The following is a 15,012-nucleotide window of genomic DNA, read 5'->3' on the forward strand; positions in this document are numbered from 1 at the left end:
GACGTTGCCGAGTTGGTAGTAGTTGGGTCCGATGTTTCGGCGGTCGTTGAACTCCAAGGCGATGTCGAGTGCCTGCCGGAAGTGGGCTTCGGCCTCGTCGAACCGCTCTTGCTGCTGTGCGACCAGGCCGAGCTGGTGGTAGGTGATTGCAGCGTTTCGGCGGTCGTTGAATTCGAGTTCGATGTCGAGTGCCTGCCGGTAGTGGGCTTCGGCCTCGTCGAGCCGTGCTTGCTGTTGTGCGACGTTGCCGAGTTGGTAGTAGTTGGCTCCGATGTTTCGGCGGTCGTTGAACTCCAACGCGATGTCGAGTGCCTGCCGGTAGTGGGCTTCGGCCTCGTCGAACCGCTCTTGCTGCTGTGCGACCAGGCCGAGCTGGCGGTAGGTGATTGCAGCGTTTCCGCGGTCGTTAAATTCAAGTTCGACGTCGAGGGCCCGGTGGTAGTAGCTACGCGCTTCATCGAATCGCTCTTGCTGTTGTGCAACGATGCCAAGCTGGTAGTAGATGGCTCCGATGTTTCGGCGGTCGTTGAACTCCAACGCGATGTCGAGTGCCTGCCGGTAGTGGGCTTCGGCCTCGCCGAACCGCTCTTGCTGCTGTGCGACCAGGCCGAGCTGGCCGTAGGCATATGCGACGTCACGTACATTGCCGCCTCTACCAAGGCGTTCCGATAAAAGAAGGTTGAGTTCTGCCTCGGCATCATGGAAGCGACCCTCAGCGGCTAGTATGGCGGCAAGCAGTATGCGAGCTGCCGGCAACTGTGAATGCTTCTGCCCGGCGGTCCTCTCATATGCTGAGATAACTGAGCGGATCTGCGCTTCTGCATCCTCTATTCGGCCGGAGTCTCGAAGGACCGTGGCAAGCGCGAACCGCGTCGTGAGAGTTTCTGTATGTTCAAATCCAAGAAGCTCTGCTTGCCGACGCAGGGCGAAGTTCAGTTCCGTCTCGGCTTCGCGAAGTCGGCCAGCTGATACTAGAATCCGTGCAAGGTTTACCCGGCTATTCAGTGGCTCGGGGTGTTGGCTTCCTAGCACGGCTTCCTGGTCTGATATCAAGCTCCTGTACAGCTCTATTGCCTTGCCGTAGTCACCCACACTCGCGGCGACATTAGCTAAGTTATGACGCCTGGTGAGATCGAAGTCGGACTCGAGTGTCGCGAACGCCTCGTCCTCGATCTCCTGCGCCTCGCCTTGGTGGTTGACTCGACGATCGAGGGCAAGGCATAGATCGAAGATCCGCTTCGACACCTGCTTCTCATGATCACTTGCCCCGTATTCGACGAGAACGATTGCGGACGTCACCACCGCAGCTCGCAGTCGTTCCGTAAGTATCTGTGACGTAATGAGAATCGCCGTCGGCGGCGTTGGCGGCTCGTACCGTTCCACGATGCTAGTCAACGCGGCTTCAAGCGAAGAGACGCTCCTGAAATGGAGAGGGCCTTCTCCGCCCTTCCAGTCTATTGCAAACAACTTTCCGCGCTCGCTTTGCAACAGAAGATCAGGACGTACTGCCAACTCGTCGCCGGATTCGACGACCTTCCAGTTCGCAGCGTGGGCCCTTTCAATTACTGCAGAAATGTAGCGAGTCTTGCTTGCCGGCCCCATCACTGACCTGCTCTCACGTAGCGCCACACCAGGCTCTTCCTCCACTGCAGCCAGTTTACGAGGATCGGAATTGGCATGCTAATGGCGGACAGTCCTAAAGATAGTATGATTTGCAGTAAGTTTGGCGTGCGATTGGGTGCCTGACTGAGGTCCTTGATCTGCCACCAGCAGAGGGCGGCGCCGATAAAGAGAAATAGTGCGCTCGCTCCGTATGCAACTTTGGCACCGGGTGAAGCGAGTGGCGACTTGTCATCGCGAACCAGTAGCGGGCTTTTCGATTGCGCATCTTCAATGATGCACCATTCTAGCCGTGGGCCCCTGTAGATTCTGGAAGGCTTGAGGGATTTGCGTAAGCCCTGCCAAAGGGTTTCCGTTGATCTCACTAGCAACTCGGCTGCAGTGACCGCTCTGACTGAGCGGTTGGGATTGCTTGAGTTGGTTGCAATGATGGAAAACTGAAGTGTGCTATTACTGCTGCAAAAGAGTTCAGCTGTGCAATCGGTCAGTGGAATTACAAAGTCCGCTCCACCCGTTGTTGCCCGCGGAAATGATGCCTTAACGCGTTCTAGGACCATGTCGGGAGGCATTCCGCCGTGCGCTATGCTGCCCGTCACTGTGATCTGGCTGGCCATTCGATACGAGACCGCCCACAAGTCGAGTTGTACACACGGAAGGTTTCGCCATGATACACCTGACCCCGCCACGGGGCGGCGGCTCCGGACCCTTCAGTGCACCGGCTGGCGCACGCAAAGCCCCCCGTCGAATTTCTTATCACCTCTGAGACGCCGGGCCGAGGCGATATCTTGATCTTTGTAGAGTAGCGGGCCGAACCTGTTGCACGCGCTCAGCTGACTGGCTTCCAGGCGGCCCTCGGCCGTCCTCGGTCGTCCGGAGCGAGTCATCCGAGATTCCAGCGATCGCAATAACGCGCGGCGACTCTCGATCATGCTCGAACGGCACGACCGCTGCGTCTGACGACGCCGCAACGCTCCTGGTCACACCCGCTACTTAAGTCAGGCCACCATGCCCCAACGGGGTCGTCTCTTCTCTTCGGGAGCGCGCCAACGCGTCGCAACGCGAGGCGCGAACTGGCGGGGGGCTGTCTATGAGCGGTACCGCTCGGACGAGGGTCCCCTCCCAACTTGTCGCCGGACGGTGCAATCGCCGCCTGGCGTGTAATTTCCCAGCGGGACGAGCTGAGGAGGAACGCGTGGCTGCTGGTGGCTTCTCGTCGAAACGGCTGGCCCGGGTGCGGGGGTTTCTTGAGCACCACGTCGAGTCCCGCTTCGTCCCGGGCATGGTGGTCGTCCTCGCCCGGCACGGTGAGGTTCACATCGAAGCGACGGGTCAGCTCGCGTTCGAGGGTCCCGGGTCGCAGACGCCGATGGCGGCCGACACGATCTGTCGCCTGGGCTCGATGTCGAAGCCGATCGTCGCCGCGTGTGCGATGACCCTCGTCGAGGACTGCACGCTCCGCCTCGACGACCCGGTCGACGATCTTCTCCCGGAGTTGGCGGACATGACAGTGCTCGCCGATCCCCACGGTCCGCTGGACGACACCGTCCCGGCGGAACGCCCGATAACGCTGCGGGACGTCCTGGACGGCACCCTTGGCACCGGCATGGTCCCTGCCGAGCAGGGCACGGTGCCGGTCGCCGACGCGTTGGACGCACTCGAATATCAGTCGCCGGACGCGTGGATCCGCCAGCTCGGTGACCTTCCGCTCGTCCACCAGCCGGGTGAGCGCTGGATGTACGACACCGCCGCCAACGTGACCGGCGTGCTCATCGCCCGGGCCACCGGCATGTCCTTCGGTGATGCGATCCGTGCGCGGGTCTGCAAGCCACTGGGGATGGTCGACACCGCCTTCGACGTGGGTAGCGAGAGCATCGACCGGTTCGCTACGGCGTACGAGCAGGACAACGCCGCCACCGGCGAGCCGGTGGTCGAGGACGGTCCGGACGGGCGGTTCAGTCGACCGCGCCTGTTCGAGTCCGGTGGCGGCGGGCTCGTCTCGACCCCTCACGACTATCTCGCCTTCGCCTCGGCGCTGCTTGCCGGCGGTGCCCACGGCGGCGAGCGGGTGCTGTCGCGGCCTGCGGTGACGCTGATGACGAGCGACCACCTGACCGCGACCCAGAAGGCCGTCTCCGGGTTCTGGCCCGGCTACTTCGACGCCATCGGCTGGGGTTTTGGAATGTCGGTCCGGACCCGCCGCACACACCTCGGGCCCTCGGTCGGCAGCTACGGATGGCCTGGCTTCTACGGCACGGCCTGGTACAACGACCCCGCCGAGGATCTGACGGCGATCGTGTTCATGCAGCGGGCACACGCGGGCGACCAGCGGCTGCCGATGTGGCACGACTTGTGGACCACCGTTTACCAGGCGATCGACGACTGACCGCGCCCTTCGTTACCGGTGGGCGGCACTCGCCCCAGGCGGCGCGGTAATCCCTGGGCCCTCAGCGACACAAGCCATTGTGAGAGTCGCCGAGGCAATGGGGGTTCGGGTGGGTCCACCGAAGAAGCGGGACGAGGGCTGGTTCACCAGTCTCTACGCCGCCGAGTACGAGCACATAGTTCGGTACGGCCTGCGTCGGCTCGCTGACCGGGATGCGTCGGCGGAGCTTGCCCAGGAGGTCTTCGTCGTCGCCTGGCGTCGTCGCGCCGAGGTGCCGGAGCGCAGCCTGCCCTGGCTGTACGGGGTGGCCCGACGCCTTCTGGCGAACCAGTGGCGGTCGCGACGCGGCGCACCTGACCTTCTCCCGATCACCGATGTCGACCTTGAGCGACTGGCCGGATCGTCGGGTGCCGACACGAACGTCGGGGTCGCCGACATCTGGATTGCGCTGGCCAACCTCAACGATCTCGACCAGGAGATTCTCCGGCTGGTCGGCTGGGAGGAGCTGACGGTGGCCGAGGCGGCCAAGGTTCTCGGTTGCACCGGGGCGACCGCCGCAGTGCGCCTGCATCGCGCCCGCCGTCGCCTTGCCGAAGCGATGTCGGCCCGGCCTGCGCAGACCGGGCGTCGACCGGTGTTGGCGACCCTTCGAGAGGATCTGTGATGTTCGGAGCAGAGCGAACCCGTACTCTTCTCGGCCCGGCCGACCCGGCCCGCAACGCCGCCGTCGGGCCACCGCCGGTCTCGGCGCGCGAGCTCATCGACCGCGCCAGCGCTACCGAGACGGTCGCCGGGCGTCGTCGCGTACACCCGACCCGCCGGCTGGTCCTGACGGCCGGGACGCTGGCGGTCGCGGCCGGTGCCGTGGCGGTGCTCCAGCCGCTCGGCAGGCGCGCACCGGAGGCACCGGGCGGGCCTGGAAACGCGGCGGGGTTGGTGCTCGTGCCGGTCGCGTACCAGTTCGACGCGGATCCGCCGGCCGCCGGCCCGCAGCTGCGCATGCTGGCCGACAAGATCAAAGATGCGGCGTACGACCACCAGCGCGGCCGCTACATGTATCACCACACGAAGGTGTGGGGCGATCCGGTGATGACCTCCGCCGACGGTCGCCACCACGTCGCCTTCGCCGGGGCCTCCCAGGTCTGGCAGGCCGCAGACGGGACGGGCAGTCAGATCAACACCCAGCTGGAGCCGCAGTACCCCGACCAGGAGTCCCGGGACTACTGGCAGCGAGCCTTCGATTCGCGTCCGGCGGTCGAGGGCACCCCTGCTCCGGCCATGATCCCGCTGCCGCCGCAGGAACTCAGGCCGCCGTCGGCCGTCCCAGCCGAGCTGCGGGAGCTGCTGAAGGTCGAATACGGCGCAGGGGCGGCGAGCAAGGGGGTCAGCACGCTCTACGGCCGGTACGTCGTACCGCGTGCGACCCGAGCGGCGGTCCTGCGGGTCCTCGCCGACGTGCCCGGCTTCCGCTGGCGGGGGCAGGTCACGGACCGTGCCGGTCGGAAGGGGGTCGCCGTCACCTTCGACGACCGCGAACACGACGCGCAATCTCTTCTGGTCTTCGATCCGACGACGGGCGAACTGCTCGCCGATGAGCGGTTGACGCTGTCGCCAGTGCGGATCAGCTCGTACCAGGTGATCCTCGATGCCGGCTGGACCGACCGGGTCGGCTGACCGCGACTTGCGGGGCTGCTCCTTTCGGGAGCGGCCCCGCTGTTTTCCCCGTAGCGGCCGTAGCTGCCGCGATGCCCGCGCCCGTAGCAGATCAACTGTCTCGGCGGCGGTTTTCCACAGGCCACCAGGTTGTCCACAGGCGACGACATCGGGACGGCTCGTGGGGTGGATTCCGAGCACTGTCGGCGGCATACCAGAGCCCGACCGCTGGAGGCCGCGATGCCACCCCGTACCACGGTTCCGCCGATCCGCCGGCTCCCGCTGGTCGTCACCGGCGACGACGACCTGCTCGACGATGTGCTCCGGCTCGCCGCCGTCGGCGGCACGGAGGTGGAACTCGCCCGCGACCCAGCGGCTGCCCGCACCCGGTGGCTTACCGCGCCCCTGGTCCTGCTCGGCGCCGACCAGGCGCAGGCCTGCCTGCGCGCCCGGTTGCCGCAGCGCCCTCGGCTGGTGCTGCTCGGCCGGGCTGGTCAGCTCGACCCTGGGTGGCAGACCGCCGAGCTGATCGGGGCCGAGCACGTCGCCACGCTGCCGGCCGCAGAGCCGTGGTTGGTGGATCGGTTCGCCGAACATCATCCGGATCGTCCGGCCGGCGTCGGCGCCCGTGTCGTCGCGGTCCTCGGTGGTCGGGGCGGTGCGGGGGCGAGTGTGTTCGCCGGTGGTCTGGCGGTGACCGCCGCCCGGGCCCGGTTGCGCACCCTCCTGGTCGACGCCGACCCGCTCGGTGGTGGCCTCGACCTCGTGCTGGGCTGGGAGCAGTTGGAAGGCCTGCGCTGGCCGTCGCTCACCAGCGCAGACGGTCGGGTGGACGCCCCGGCGCTGGTGCAGGCCCTGCCCAGCCGGGGTGACCTCGTGGTGCTCTCCTGGGACCGCGGCGAGATGCTGCCGCTGCCGGTGACGGCGATGGCGGCGACAGTCGACGCGGCCCGGCGTGGGCGCGACTTCGTGGTGATCGACCTGCCCCGACAGTTGGACGATGCGGCTGTGGTGGCGCTGCAAGCCGCCGACCAGGCGTTCGTCGTCGTGCCGGCCGAGTTGCGTGCCACCGCGGCGGCCACTCGGGTGGTGGCCGCGGCCGCCCCGCACTGCGCTGCACTCTCGGTGGTGGTGCGCGGGCCCGCGCCCGGGCGGTTGCGGGCGTCCGAGGTGGCACGGGCGCTGGGCCTCCCCCTGGCCGGCACGCTGCGCCCCGAGCCAGAGCTCTGCCGTCGGCTGGAACGGGGCGAGGCGCCGGCCGCCGGGGGCAAGGGCCCACTCGCCGTGCTCTGCCAACGGATCGTCACCGACCTCACCGGCGCGCCGGGTGCGGGTGCGGCGTGACCGCCGGGCCGGAGGACGGCACGCTCGCCGCCCGGGTACGGCAGCGGATCGCCGCCGCCGCCACCCCGGTCACCGCAGCGGCCATCGTCTCCGCGGTACGGGCCGAACCCGCCGCCGCAGTGCTCGGCGACACCGCCATGCTGCGGATCGCCGACCGGGTGCGCGACGACCTGGTCGGCGCCGGGCCGTTGGCGCCGCTGCTCGCCGACCCGGAGGTCACCGACGTCCTCGTCAACGGCGTCCGGGTCTGGGTCGACCGCGGGTCGGGGTTGCACCAGGTCGCCGTCCCGGTGGGCTCGGTGGAGGACGTCCGTCGATTGGCGCAGCGGCTGATCGCCAGCGCGGGGCGGCGGCTCGACGACGGCTCTCCGTACGCGGACGCGCGGCTACCTGACGGCACCCGACTGCACGCCGTGCTGCCGCCGGTGGCGACCGAAGGTCCCTACCTCTCGCTGCGGACCTTCCGGCACCGGCCGTTCACCCTCGACGAGCTGGTGCGCCAGGGGACCGTGCCGCGACCGCTGGCACCACTGCTCGCCGCAGTTGTGGCGGCCCGACTGGCGTACCTGGTGACCGGGGGCACCGGGTCGGGCAAGACCACCCTGCTCAACACCCTGCTGGGGATGGTGCCGACCACCGAACGGATCGTGCTGGTGGAGGACGCCGCCGAGCTGCGTCCGGGGCATCCGCACGTGGTGGGGCTCCAGGCACGTACCGCCAATGTGGAGGGGACGGGCGTGGTCAGCCTGGCGGACCTGGTCCGGCAGGCGTTGCGGATGCGCCCGGACCGGCTGGTTGTCGGGGAGTGCCGGGGCGGCGAGGTGGTCGACCTGCTGGCCGCGCTCAACACCGGCCACGACGGGGGTGCGGGCACCCTGCACGCCAACACACCGTCGGACGTGCCGGCCCGGTTGGAGGCCCTCGGCATGTTGGGTGGGCTGCCTCGCGCCGCGCTGCACGCCCAGGTGGCCGCCGCGTTGCAGGTGCTGTTCCAGGTACGACGCGGCGACCGGGGTCGCGTCCTGGAATCGGTCTGCCTGCTGCTGCCCGAGGGACCCGAACGCATGGTGACGGTGGTGCCCGCCTGGGTGCGCGGCAGCGGGCTCGGGCTCGCCGCCCGTGCCCTCGGGGCGCTGCTGCGGGGGCGTGGGGTGGCGGTGCCACCCATCCTCAGCGAACCATGGCCCGGATCGGCGGGTCCGACATGACCGCCGAGACGACGCTGGTTGCGGCCCTGCTCCTTCTCGCCGCTGCCCTGGTGGCGTGGCCCGTGCGGAGCATCCGGTCCCGTCGCCGTCGCGTGCTGGCACCGGAGCGGATGGCCGACCGTGTTGATCCGGATGAGGCCCTGGTGCAGTGGATCAGGGAACTCGGTCGCACGGCGGAGGGGCCGGTCGACGGCACCGGAGCTGTCCCGACCAAGGGTCATCCGGTCGGCATCGCGGGCGAGTCGGGTGCCACCGTGGGTGCCAACGAAAGACGGACGGCACTCGGCTGGCCCGACCGGGACGTCACCCGCAGCCCGAGTTGGCCGGGAGCGGCGGACGGGTTCACACGTCCGGAGGGGCCGACGCGCCCACCGGCCCGGCGGGATCCCCGACGCCCGACCGGCACCGCCCGCCCGGGGGTGGCCCCCACGATGCTCGATGCCGAACGGCAGCCGGGCGCGTCGGCAGCCACGATCACGATTGGTGTCAGCAGTGCGGACACGGCCGGTCGGAACGACGTCTCCGGCCCGGCAACCGCAGACGGGCACGGCGACCTGGACGCCGGCTGCCGAGGCGGTGCGTCCGACGGGGCGGCGTCCGACGGGTGCGCGATCGTCGATTGCCGCGCCCGCGGGCGCGTCGGCGCGACCGGGAGCAGGCCGGGTACGCCTCCGTCGGTGCGCATCTCGCGATCGACGACCCGCGTGCTGCCGATGGTCGGTCTGCTCGGTGGCGGGGTGGGTGCCGTGGTCGGCGGTCCGGTAGCTGCGGTCGCGATGGCCGCGTACGGCACGCTGGCCGTGCGCGCCGCGCTGCGCTGGCGAGTGAACCGCAGCGCCGAGCGCGACAGACGACGTGGGCTGGACCAGCTCTGCGGCCTCGCGGCGGACCTACGAGCCGGCCTGCCCGTTCCACACGTCCTCGACGTCACGGCCGTCGGGAGTGACGGGGGGAGCCGCCTACGTCAGCTGACCGCGGCGGCGGTGCGCTTGGCCGACCGGACCGGTGCTCCGCTGGCGGAGCTTCTGGAGCGGATCGAGGCGGACGCACGGGCGACCGACCGGGGTCTGGCCGCAGCGGCGGCCCAGGCGGCCGGTGCCCGGGCCACGGCCTGGCTACTGGCGGCCCTGCCGGTTGGCGGGATCGGGCTGGGGTACGGCATCGGCGTCGACCCCATGGCGGTGCTCCTGCACAGCTCGGTCGGTGGCGCCAGCGCGGTTGTCGCGGTCGCCCTTCAGGTGGTGGGCCTCCTCTGGGCGGAACGGCTGGGCGCGGCACCGGGGCGGGCCGGATGACCGCCCAAGGCCCAGCCAGGCGGCGACCGGACGTGATCCGGCTCGTGGCGGTGCTGGCTGGGCTCGCCGTGGCCATCGTCGTCGGGGGCTGGCTCGGGCTGCTCGGCGCTATCCCGGCCGCGTTCCTGCTCGACGTCCTGTTGCGGCGGATCGAGTCGCCCGCTGTGCGTCGTCGGCGGCAGCAGGAGGCCGCCGACCTACCGCTCGCCGCCGACCTGCTGGCTGCGGCGATGCGGGCGGGCGCCCCGGTGGATCGCTCGGTACTGGCCGTCGCCGAGGCACTGGACGGGCCGCTCGCCGGCCGGTTGGCCCGGGTCGGCCGCACGCTGCTGCTCGGTGGTGGCCCAGCGGAGGCATGGTCCGCGCTGGACGGGGTGCCCGGCGCGGAGCGCCTGACCGCAGCGGCGTTGCGGTCGGCGAACAGTGGTGCCGCCCTGGCCGGCGCGCTGACCCGGCTCGCCGACGACCTGCGCGCTGATCGGGCCACCGCTGCCGAGGCATCGGCCCGCCGGGCGGGTGTGCTCATCGTCCTGCCGCTGGGGCTCTGCTTCCTGCCGGCCTTCATTCTCGCCGGACTCGTGCCGGTGATCGTCGCCGTTCTCGGCGACGTGCTCTGACCCATCGAGAAGGGAAACCAGTCATGCGCAAACTCATCGCCCGCCTACGCGGCGATGCCGGAATGAACACGGCCGAGTACGCCGTGGGCACCCTCGCCGCGGTCGCCTTCGCCGGGATCCTGTTGAAGGTGCTGACCTCCGGCAACGTCCAGTCGGCACTGACCGCCGTCATCGACCGGGCACTGAAGTGATCGAGCGCCGGCAGGCCGGCCGCGATCCAGGTTCGAGCGTTCCCGGGCCGGCGGCACGCGACGGGCGGAGACTTCGCGTCCTCCCGCGGACCGTCGGCGGGGACCGGGGGTCCTTCACCGCCGAACTGGCGGCCGGCCTGCCGGCGCTGCTCCTGCTCCTGCTGGCCGGCCTGACCGCTGTCAACGCCGTCAGCGCACAGGCGGGTTGCCTGCACGCGGCCCGGGAGGCTGCGCTCGCCGCCGCCCGGGGCGCGGACGGCGGCGCGGCGGGTGACAGCGCGGCGCCGCCGGGCGCGGCGGTTTCCGTGTCCGTCGACGGCGAGCGGGTGCGGGCGACGGTACGGGCACCCGTCCGGACCTTGGGCGGCCGGCTACCTCGGATCACCGTGGTCGCCACCGCAGTCGCCGCCGTCGAACCGGGCGCGCACGAGGGGAGTTGGTAGTGCGAAGAGATCCGTCACCCCCCGCCGGTCATCCACCGGCTTCCGGGGAGCACATTGATCGCCTGCCGGACCGGCAGCGAGGTGGCGCTACGGTCCTGCTGCTGGCGATGGGGCTCGTCTTCGTGGTGTTCGGGACGTTCGGCGCCGCCATCGTCGCCGCCGGAATGGCGAGCCAGCGGGCGGCGGTAGCTGCCGACCTCGGCGCGCTGGCCGGGGCGGCGCGGGCGCTCGACGGCGAGGCAGGAGCCTGCGCGTCCGCATCCGACCTCGCCGGTCGCAACGATGGCCGGCTGGTCGGCTGTCACCTCGACGGGATGGACGTGCTGGTGACGGTCGAGGTGGCGTTCACACCACTACCCGGCCTGACCCGGGTGGCTGCGGCGAGCGCCCGCGCCGGCCCGGTACGTGGTTGAGCCGGGTGGTTGCCCGCCTGACCGGCGGCGTCTCTGCTCACCATCGCCGCAGTGCCAGACGTAGCGCGAGGAGGGCTGGCCTGTGGCTTGCCGGATTGCCAAGGCACTCGGGACTGGTGAGCGCTACGGAGCTGAATCGTTTACGACGCCGGGCGTGATGCGTTTACGACATCAGCTCCAAAGGGGGAGCGGACCACATCCGGGGGCAGGGGGTCAGGTGCCGCGGCCCGCCGGCCGGGACTGGTTGAGGTCCAGGTCCCGGCCGGCCGCCGAGGATTGGGTGGCCGCTACGGCGACCGTGGAGGGTCGCCGCGCTGCCGTGGCCCGGGCCGGGTGTGTCAGCGGGCCTGGAGCGCGTCGAGGGCGACGGCCATCGCGATGACCAGGCGACGGTCGATCTGCGGGTTCTGCACCTCGACGACGTACTTGTCGCGCAGGCCCCACTTCTTGACCACGGTGAAGACCGGCTGACCGCCTGCGGTGAAGTCGAAGTGGTACGGCAGCCAGGACAGCGAGTCGACGAATCGACGCAGCAGTGCCACCGGCATGCTCCGCTCCTGGCCCGTCACCTGCGGCAGACCGGCCTGCTCGACGTGCCAGGTGGAGCGCAGCAGCGACTGGGCGAAGTCCTTGCGGAACAGCCCGATCGGGTTGCCGGCCGCGTCGGTGACGTCGTACGTGGCGCCGAGGTCGATGCGCTGGCGGGCCTTGAAGCCGAGCAGAGGCTGCTGCTTGGAGTCATCCGTGTAGATGGTCACCTGCTCCTTGAAGGCGAGCCGCTTCTGCTGCGCGAACGCCAGCAGCTCACCTTCGGTGCCGTCGGGGGCGACCGCCCGGACCTCGTACTGGTTGACCATCATGCGCAGTCGCTGGCGGATGTGGAACTGGTGCTGGCCCTGCAAGTTGTCGAGCTGCATGCGTACTCCTCCGGGGTTGGTGCGCCGGAGTCTCGCACAGCCCGACAACCGTCGCGTCCCTGCCGCCCTTGTTCAGCTGCTGCTGGGTAGCCGTCGAGGTCGCCGGACGACTACCCAGCACGGAGTGGTCACTGGTGCCCGGGCAGGACCACTCCGAAGGACGTCAGCGACTGTCGACGGAGTTCGCGGCCCGCAGCGCCGCGGTGTTCAGCACCTGGTGGATGCCGCGCAGCCGCTCGTTGATCTGTTCCAGCCGTTCCGCCTGGGCCAGGGCGGCCAGTGCCGACCCCAGCGCGATCTGCTGGTCGAGGGTGAGATTGTCCTGGTCGATGGTGTAGAGCAGGTCGACGGTTTCGGCGATGGTGTCGGCCACGGCTTCTCCTCGGGCACGGGGGCGGTCGGCAACATGGGCATCGATGGAAGCGCTCCCACACCATTGTGCCCCGTGCCAGGCCGATTCATGCAAGCCGCTCAGTCCGGCAGGTTCGCCAACACCACGTCGAGCACCCGGATCGCGTCCGGTTTGGAGAGGGGGTTGTTGCCGTTGCCGCATTTCGGTGACTGCACGCAGGACGGGCAACCGGCCTCACAGCCGCACTCCGCGATCGCGTCCCGGGTGGCCCGCAGCCACGCCGCCGCCGTCCCGTACGCCCGCTCGGCGAACCCGGCGCCACCCGGATGCCCGTCGTAGACGAAGACGGTCGGCGCCTCGGTGTCGGGGTGCAGGGCGGTGGAGAGCCCGCCGATGTCCCACCGGTCGCAGGTGGCCATCAGCGGCAGCAGGCCGATCGCGGCGTGTTCGGCGGCGTGCAGCGCACCCGGCACGTCGGCCGGCTGAACCCCGGCGAGGGCCAACGACTGCGGTGACAGGGTGAACCAGACCGCCACCGTGCGAAGCTCCCGGGCGGGCAGGTCCAGCGGCCGGGTGTCGATCACCTCGCCGGTGGCGATCCGCCGCCGCTGGTACGACACCACCTGGCTGGTCACATCCACCTCGCCGAGGAACATGCCCACCGGGCCGGCGTCCACGTAGGAGCGCACCGACACCACCGACAGGTCGGTGACGTCGCGGGCGTGGGTGGACCAGTCCGGTTCCTCGGCGCGTACCAGCGCGCAACCGTCGGCCAGGTCAAGCTGGTCGACCACGTACGAGACGCCCTGGTGCAGGTAGACCGCGCCGGAATGCAGCAGAAAGTGCGACGAGCCGCCGTCGACAGTGCCGAGCAGCCGGCCGGTCGACGACTCCACCACCGCGACCGGGGCGCCGCCCTCGCCGCGCAGGTCCACCTCTGGCCGCTCGCGGTGCCGCCAGTACCAACCGGTGGGCCGCTGCCGCAGCGCCCCCGCCGCGACCAGCTCGTCGACCGCCTCCTTCGCCCCCTCGCCGAAGAGCGCCAGGTCGGCAGGTGTGAGCGGCGCCTCCACCGCGGCGCAGGCCAGCTGCGGTGCCAGCACGTACGGGTTGGCCGGGTCGAGCACCGTCGCCTCCACCGGCGCGCCGAAGATCGCCTCCGGGTGGTGCACCAGGTAGGTGTCCAGGGGGTCGTCCCGGGCCACCAGCACCGCGAGGGCCTCCTGCCCGGAGCGCCCGGCGCGGCCCGCCTGCTGCCACAGCGACGCCCGGGTGCCCGGGTAGCCGCAGATCAGCACCGCGTCGAGCCCGACCAGGTCCACGCCCAGCTCCAGCGCGTTGGTGGAGGCCAGGCCGAGCAGGTCGCCGTGCAGCAGCGCCCGTTCCAGCTCGCGCCGCTCCTCCCGCAGGTAGCCGCCCCGGTAGGCGGCCACCCGGTCGCCGAGCCCTGGAACCGCGTCGTCCAGCGCTCGACGTGCGTTGGTGGCCACCACCTCGGCGCCCTTGCGGGAGCGGACGAAGGCGAGGGTGCGTACCCCCTCGGCGACCGTGTCGGCGAGCAGGTCCGCGGTCTCGCGCAGCGCCGACCGGCGGACCTGGTGGAGCTCGTCGTGTTCTCCCGTCGCCTGCGGCGGCACCGGGGTCGAGGCCGACGAGTCGGGTGGCAGCAGCGGCGGTTCCCAGAGCGCGAAGGTGACTCCGCCGCGGGGGGAGGCGTCCTCGGTGACCGCCGTCACCGGCAGCCCGGTCAGACGCCCCGCCGCGGTGGCCGGGTCACCGGACGTCGCCGAGGCGAGCACGAACACCGGGGTGGCCCCGAACCGGGCGCACTGCCGGCGCAGCCGACGCAGCACGTGCGCGACGTGCGAGCCGAACACCCCCCGGTACGTGTGGCACTCGTCGATCACCACGTACGCGAGTCGGCGCAGGAAGCCGGACCACTGGGCGTGCCCGGGCAGGATGCCGTGGTGCAGCATGTCCGGGTTGGTCAGCACGAACCGGGAGTGCCGCCGGATCCACTCCCGCTCGGTGCGCGGAGTGTCCCCGTCGTAGCAGGCGGGGCGTACCCCTTCCAGCTCCAGCGCGGAGACGGCGCGCAACTGGTCCGCGGCGAGGGCCTTGGTCGGTGCCAGGTAGAGCACCGTGGCCCGGGGGTCGGCGAGCAGGGTGGCCAGGGCGGGCAGTTGGTACGCCAGTGACTTGCCGGACGCGGTGCCGGTGGCGACGACGACGTGCTGGCCCTCGTACGCCAGGTTGGCAGCCTCGGCCTGGTGCTGCCACGGCGCGACCACGCCGCGTCGGGTGAACGCCGCGCGCAACTCCGCCGGTGCCCACGACGGCCACGGCGCGGGCACCCCGGCGCGGGCCGGCACCCGCTCGACGTGGGTGACCGGGTCGGCGGCGCCTCGGGCGCGTAGCCGGCGCAGCAGGTCGGCGGGCGCTGGCCCGGTGCCGGGAGCAGCGGATACGGTGGCCGCGGACGACGACTCCAGGTCGTGGCGCGGCGTGCCGCGCGCGGAGCTGAAGTCGTTGGAGGTCACGCCCTGCACTCTCGCACTGGTGTTCGGAGATGAAAA

The 15,012-nt window shown here is 70.4% G+C and carries 14 protein-coding genes; 10 read left to right on the plus strand and 4 right to left on the minus strand.

Features of this window, described 5'->3' with window-relative positions; genetic code table 11:
• Positions 1 to 1,647 (minus strand): tetratricopeptide repeat protein (locus tag AB0B68_RS03590; protein ID WP_357257683.1); only part of this gene is annotated, 1,647 nt, incomplete at its 3' end.
• Between the two features lie 1,165 nt (positions 1,648 to 2,812).
• On the opposite strand from AB0B68_RS03590, the gene AB0B68_RS03595 reads away from it, so the two are divergent.
• The 10 genes from AB0B68_RS03595 (at position 2,813) to AB0B68_RS03640 (ending at position 11,167) form a co-directional block, all read left to right on the plus strand.
• Positions 2,813 to 4,003, plus strand: coding sequence for a serine hydrolase domain-containing protein (locus AB0B68_RS03595; RefSeq protein ID WP_357257685.1), 1,191 nt, complete (start codon positions 2,813 to 2,815; stop codon positions 4,001 to 4,003).
• A 109-nt stretch (positions 4,004 to 4,112) separates the two neighbouring features.
• Positions 4,113 to 4,667 (plus strand): sigma-70 family RNA polymerase sigma factor, encoded by a 555-nt coding sequence (locus AB0B68_RS03600; RefSeq protein WP_357257687.1) that lies wholly within the window; start codon positions 4,113 to 4,115, stop codon positions 4,665 to 4,667.
• Complete coding sequence (locus AB0B68_RS03605; protein ID WP_357257689.1) at positions 4,667 to 5,677, plus strand: CU044_5270 family protein; 1,011 nt, start codon at positions 4,667 to 4,669, stop codon at positions 5,675 to 5,677. The genes AB0B68_RS03600 and AB0B68_RS03605 overlap by 1 nt, the downstream gene beginning before the upstream one ends.
• Before the next feature lie 219 nt (positions 5,678 to 5,896).
• Positions 5,897 to 7,000, plus strand: coding sequence for a septum site-determining protein Ssd (ssd, locus tag AB0B68_RS03610; protein WP_357257691.1), 1,104 nt, complete (start codon positions 5,897 to 5,899; stop codon positions 6,998 to 7,000).
• A complete protein-coding gene (locus AB0B68_RS03615) occupies positions 6,997 to 8,208 on the plus strand; it encodes a TadA family conjugal transfer-associated ATPase (RefSeq protein WP_357257693.1) in 1,212 nt (403 codons plus the stop codon). The genes ssd and AB0B68_RS03615 overlap by 4 nt, the downstream gene beginning before the upstream one ends.
• The gene (locus tag AB0B68_RS03620) at positions 8,205 to 9,503 is read left to right on the plus strand and encodes a hypothetical protein (protein ID WP_357257695.1); all 1,299 of its coding nucleotides are present in this window, start codon (positions 8,205 to 8,207) and stop codon (positions 9,501 to 9,503) included. The genes AB0B68_RS03615 and AB0B68_RS03620 overlap by 4 nt, the downstream gene beginning before the upstream one ends.
• Complete coding sequence (locus tag AB0B68_RS03625; protein ID WP_357257697.1) at positions 9,500 to 10,120, plus strand: type II secretion system F family protein; 621 nt, start codon at positions 9,500 to 9,502, stop codon at positions 10,118 to 10,120. Before AB0B68_RS03620 ends, AB0B68_RS03625 begins: the two co-directional genes overlap by 4 nt.
• Before the next feature lie 23 nt (positions 10,121 to 10,143).
• Positions 10,144 to 10,311 (plus strand): DUF4244 domain-containing protein, encoded by a 168-nt coding sequence (locus AB0B68_RS03630; protein WP_081883916.1) that lies wholly within the window; start codon positions 10,144 to 10,146, stop codon positions 10,309 to 10,311.
• A gap of 125 nt (positions 10,312 to 10,436) precedes the next feature.
• Positions 10,437 to 10,754, plus strand: coding sequence for a TadE family type IV pilus minor pilin (locus tag AB0B68_RS03635; protein ID WP_357257761.1), 318 nt, complete (start codon positions 10,437 to 10,439; stop codon positions 10,752 to 10,754).
• Between the two features lie 53 nt (positions 10,755 to 10,807).
• Complete coding sequence (locus AB0B68_RS03640) at positions 10,808 to 11,167, plus strand: Rv3654c family TadE-like protein (RefSeq protein WP_357257763.1); 360 nt, start codon at positions 10,808 to 10,810, stop codon at positions 11,165 to 11,167.
• Positions 11,168 to 11,505: 338 nt separating this feature from the next.
• On the opposite strand, the gene AB0B68_RS03645 is transcribed toward AB0B68_RS03640, so the two are convergent.
• From AB0B68_RS03645 to AB0B68_RS03655, 3 genes are all read right to left on the minus strand, one after another.
• Complete coding sequence (locus AB0B68_RS03645; RefSeq protein WP_238668797.1) at positions 11,506 to 12,084, minus strand: hypothetical protein; 579 nt, start codon at positions 12,082 to 12,084, stop codon at positions 11,506 to 11,508.
• A 163-nt stretch (positions 12,085 to 12,247) separates the two neighbouring features.
• Positions 12,248 to 12,457: a hypothetical protein gene (locus AB0B68_RS03650; RefSeq protein ID WP_357198402.1), complete on the minus strand. Its 210-nt coding sequence runs from the start codon at positions 12,455 to 12,457 to the stop codon at positions 12,248 to 12,250.
• A gap of 98 nt (positions 12,458 to 12,555) precedes the next feature.
• On the minus strand, positions 12,556 to 14,976 hold the full coding sequence (locus tag AB0B68_RS03655; protein WP_357198399.1) for a DEAD/DEAH box helicase: 2,421 nt from the start codon (positions 14,974 to 14,976) through the stop codon (positions 12,556 to 12,558).
• Between the last annotated feature and the right edge of the window lie 36 nt (positions 14,977 to 15,012).

Origin of the sequence: Micromonospora sp. NPDC049049 (assembly GCF_040649115.1) — a bacterium.
In the GTDB taxonomy this organism is placed as follows: domain Bacteria; phylum Actinomycetota; class Actinomycetes; order Mycobacteriales; family Micromonosporaceae; genus Micromonospora.

What these genes read in the sequence shown, in the direction of transcription:
- AB0B68_RS03605 (WP_357257689.1), top strand. Translation starts at nt 4,667, where the DNA reads ATGTTCGGAGCAGAGCGAACCCGTACTCTTCTCGGCCCGGCCGACCCG.
- ssd (WP_357257691.1), top strand. Translation starts at nt 5,897, where the DNA reads ATGCCACCCCGTACCACGGTTCCGCCGATCCGCCGGCTCCCGCTGGTC.
- AB0B68_RS03620 (WP_357257695.1), top strand. Translation starts at nt 8,205, where the DNA reads ATGACCGCCGAGACGACGCTGGTTGCGGCCCTGCTCCTTCTCGCCGCT.
- AB0B68_RS03625 (WP_357257697.1), top strand. Translation starts at nt 9,500, where the DNA reads ATGACCGCCCAAGGCCCAGCCAGGCGGCGACCGGACGTGATCCGGCTC.
- AB0B68_RS03630 (WP_081883916.1), top strand. Translation starts at nt 10,144, where the DNA reads ATGCGCAAACTCATCGCCCGCCTACGCGGCGATGCCGGAATGAACACG.
- AB0B68_RS03645 (WP_238668797.1), bottom strand. Translation starts at nt 12,084, where the DNA reads ATGCAGCTCGACAACTTGCAGGGCCAGCACCAGTTCCACATCCGCCAG.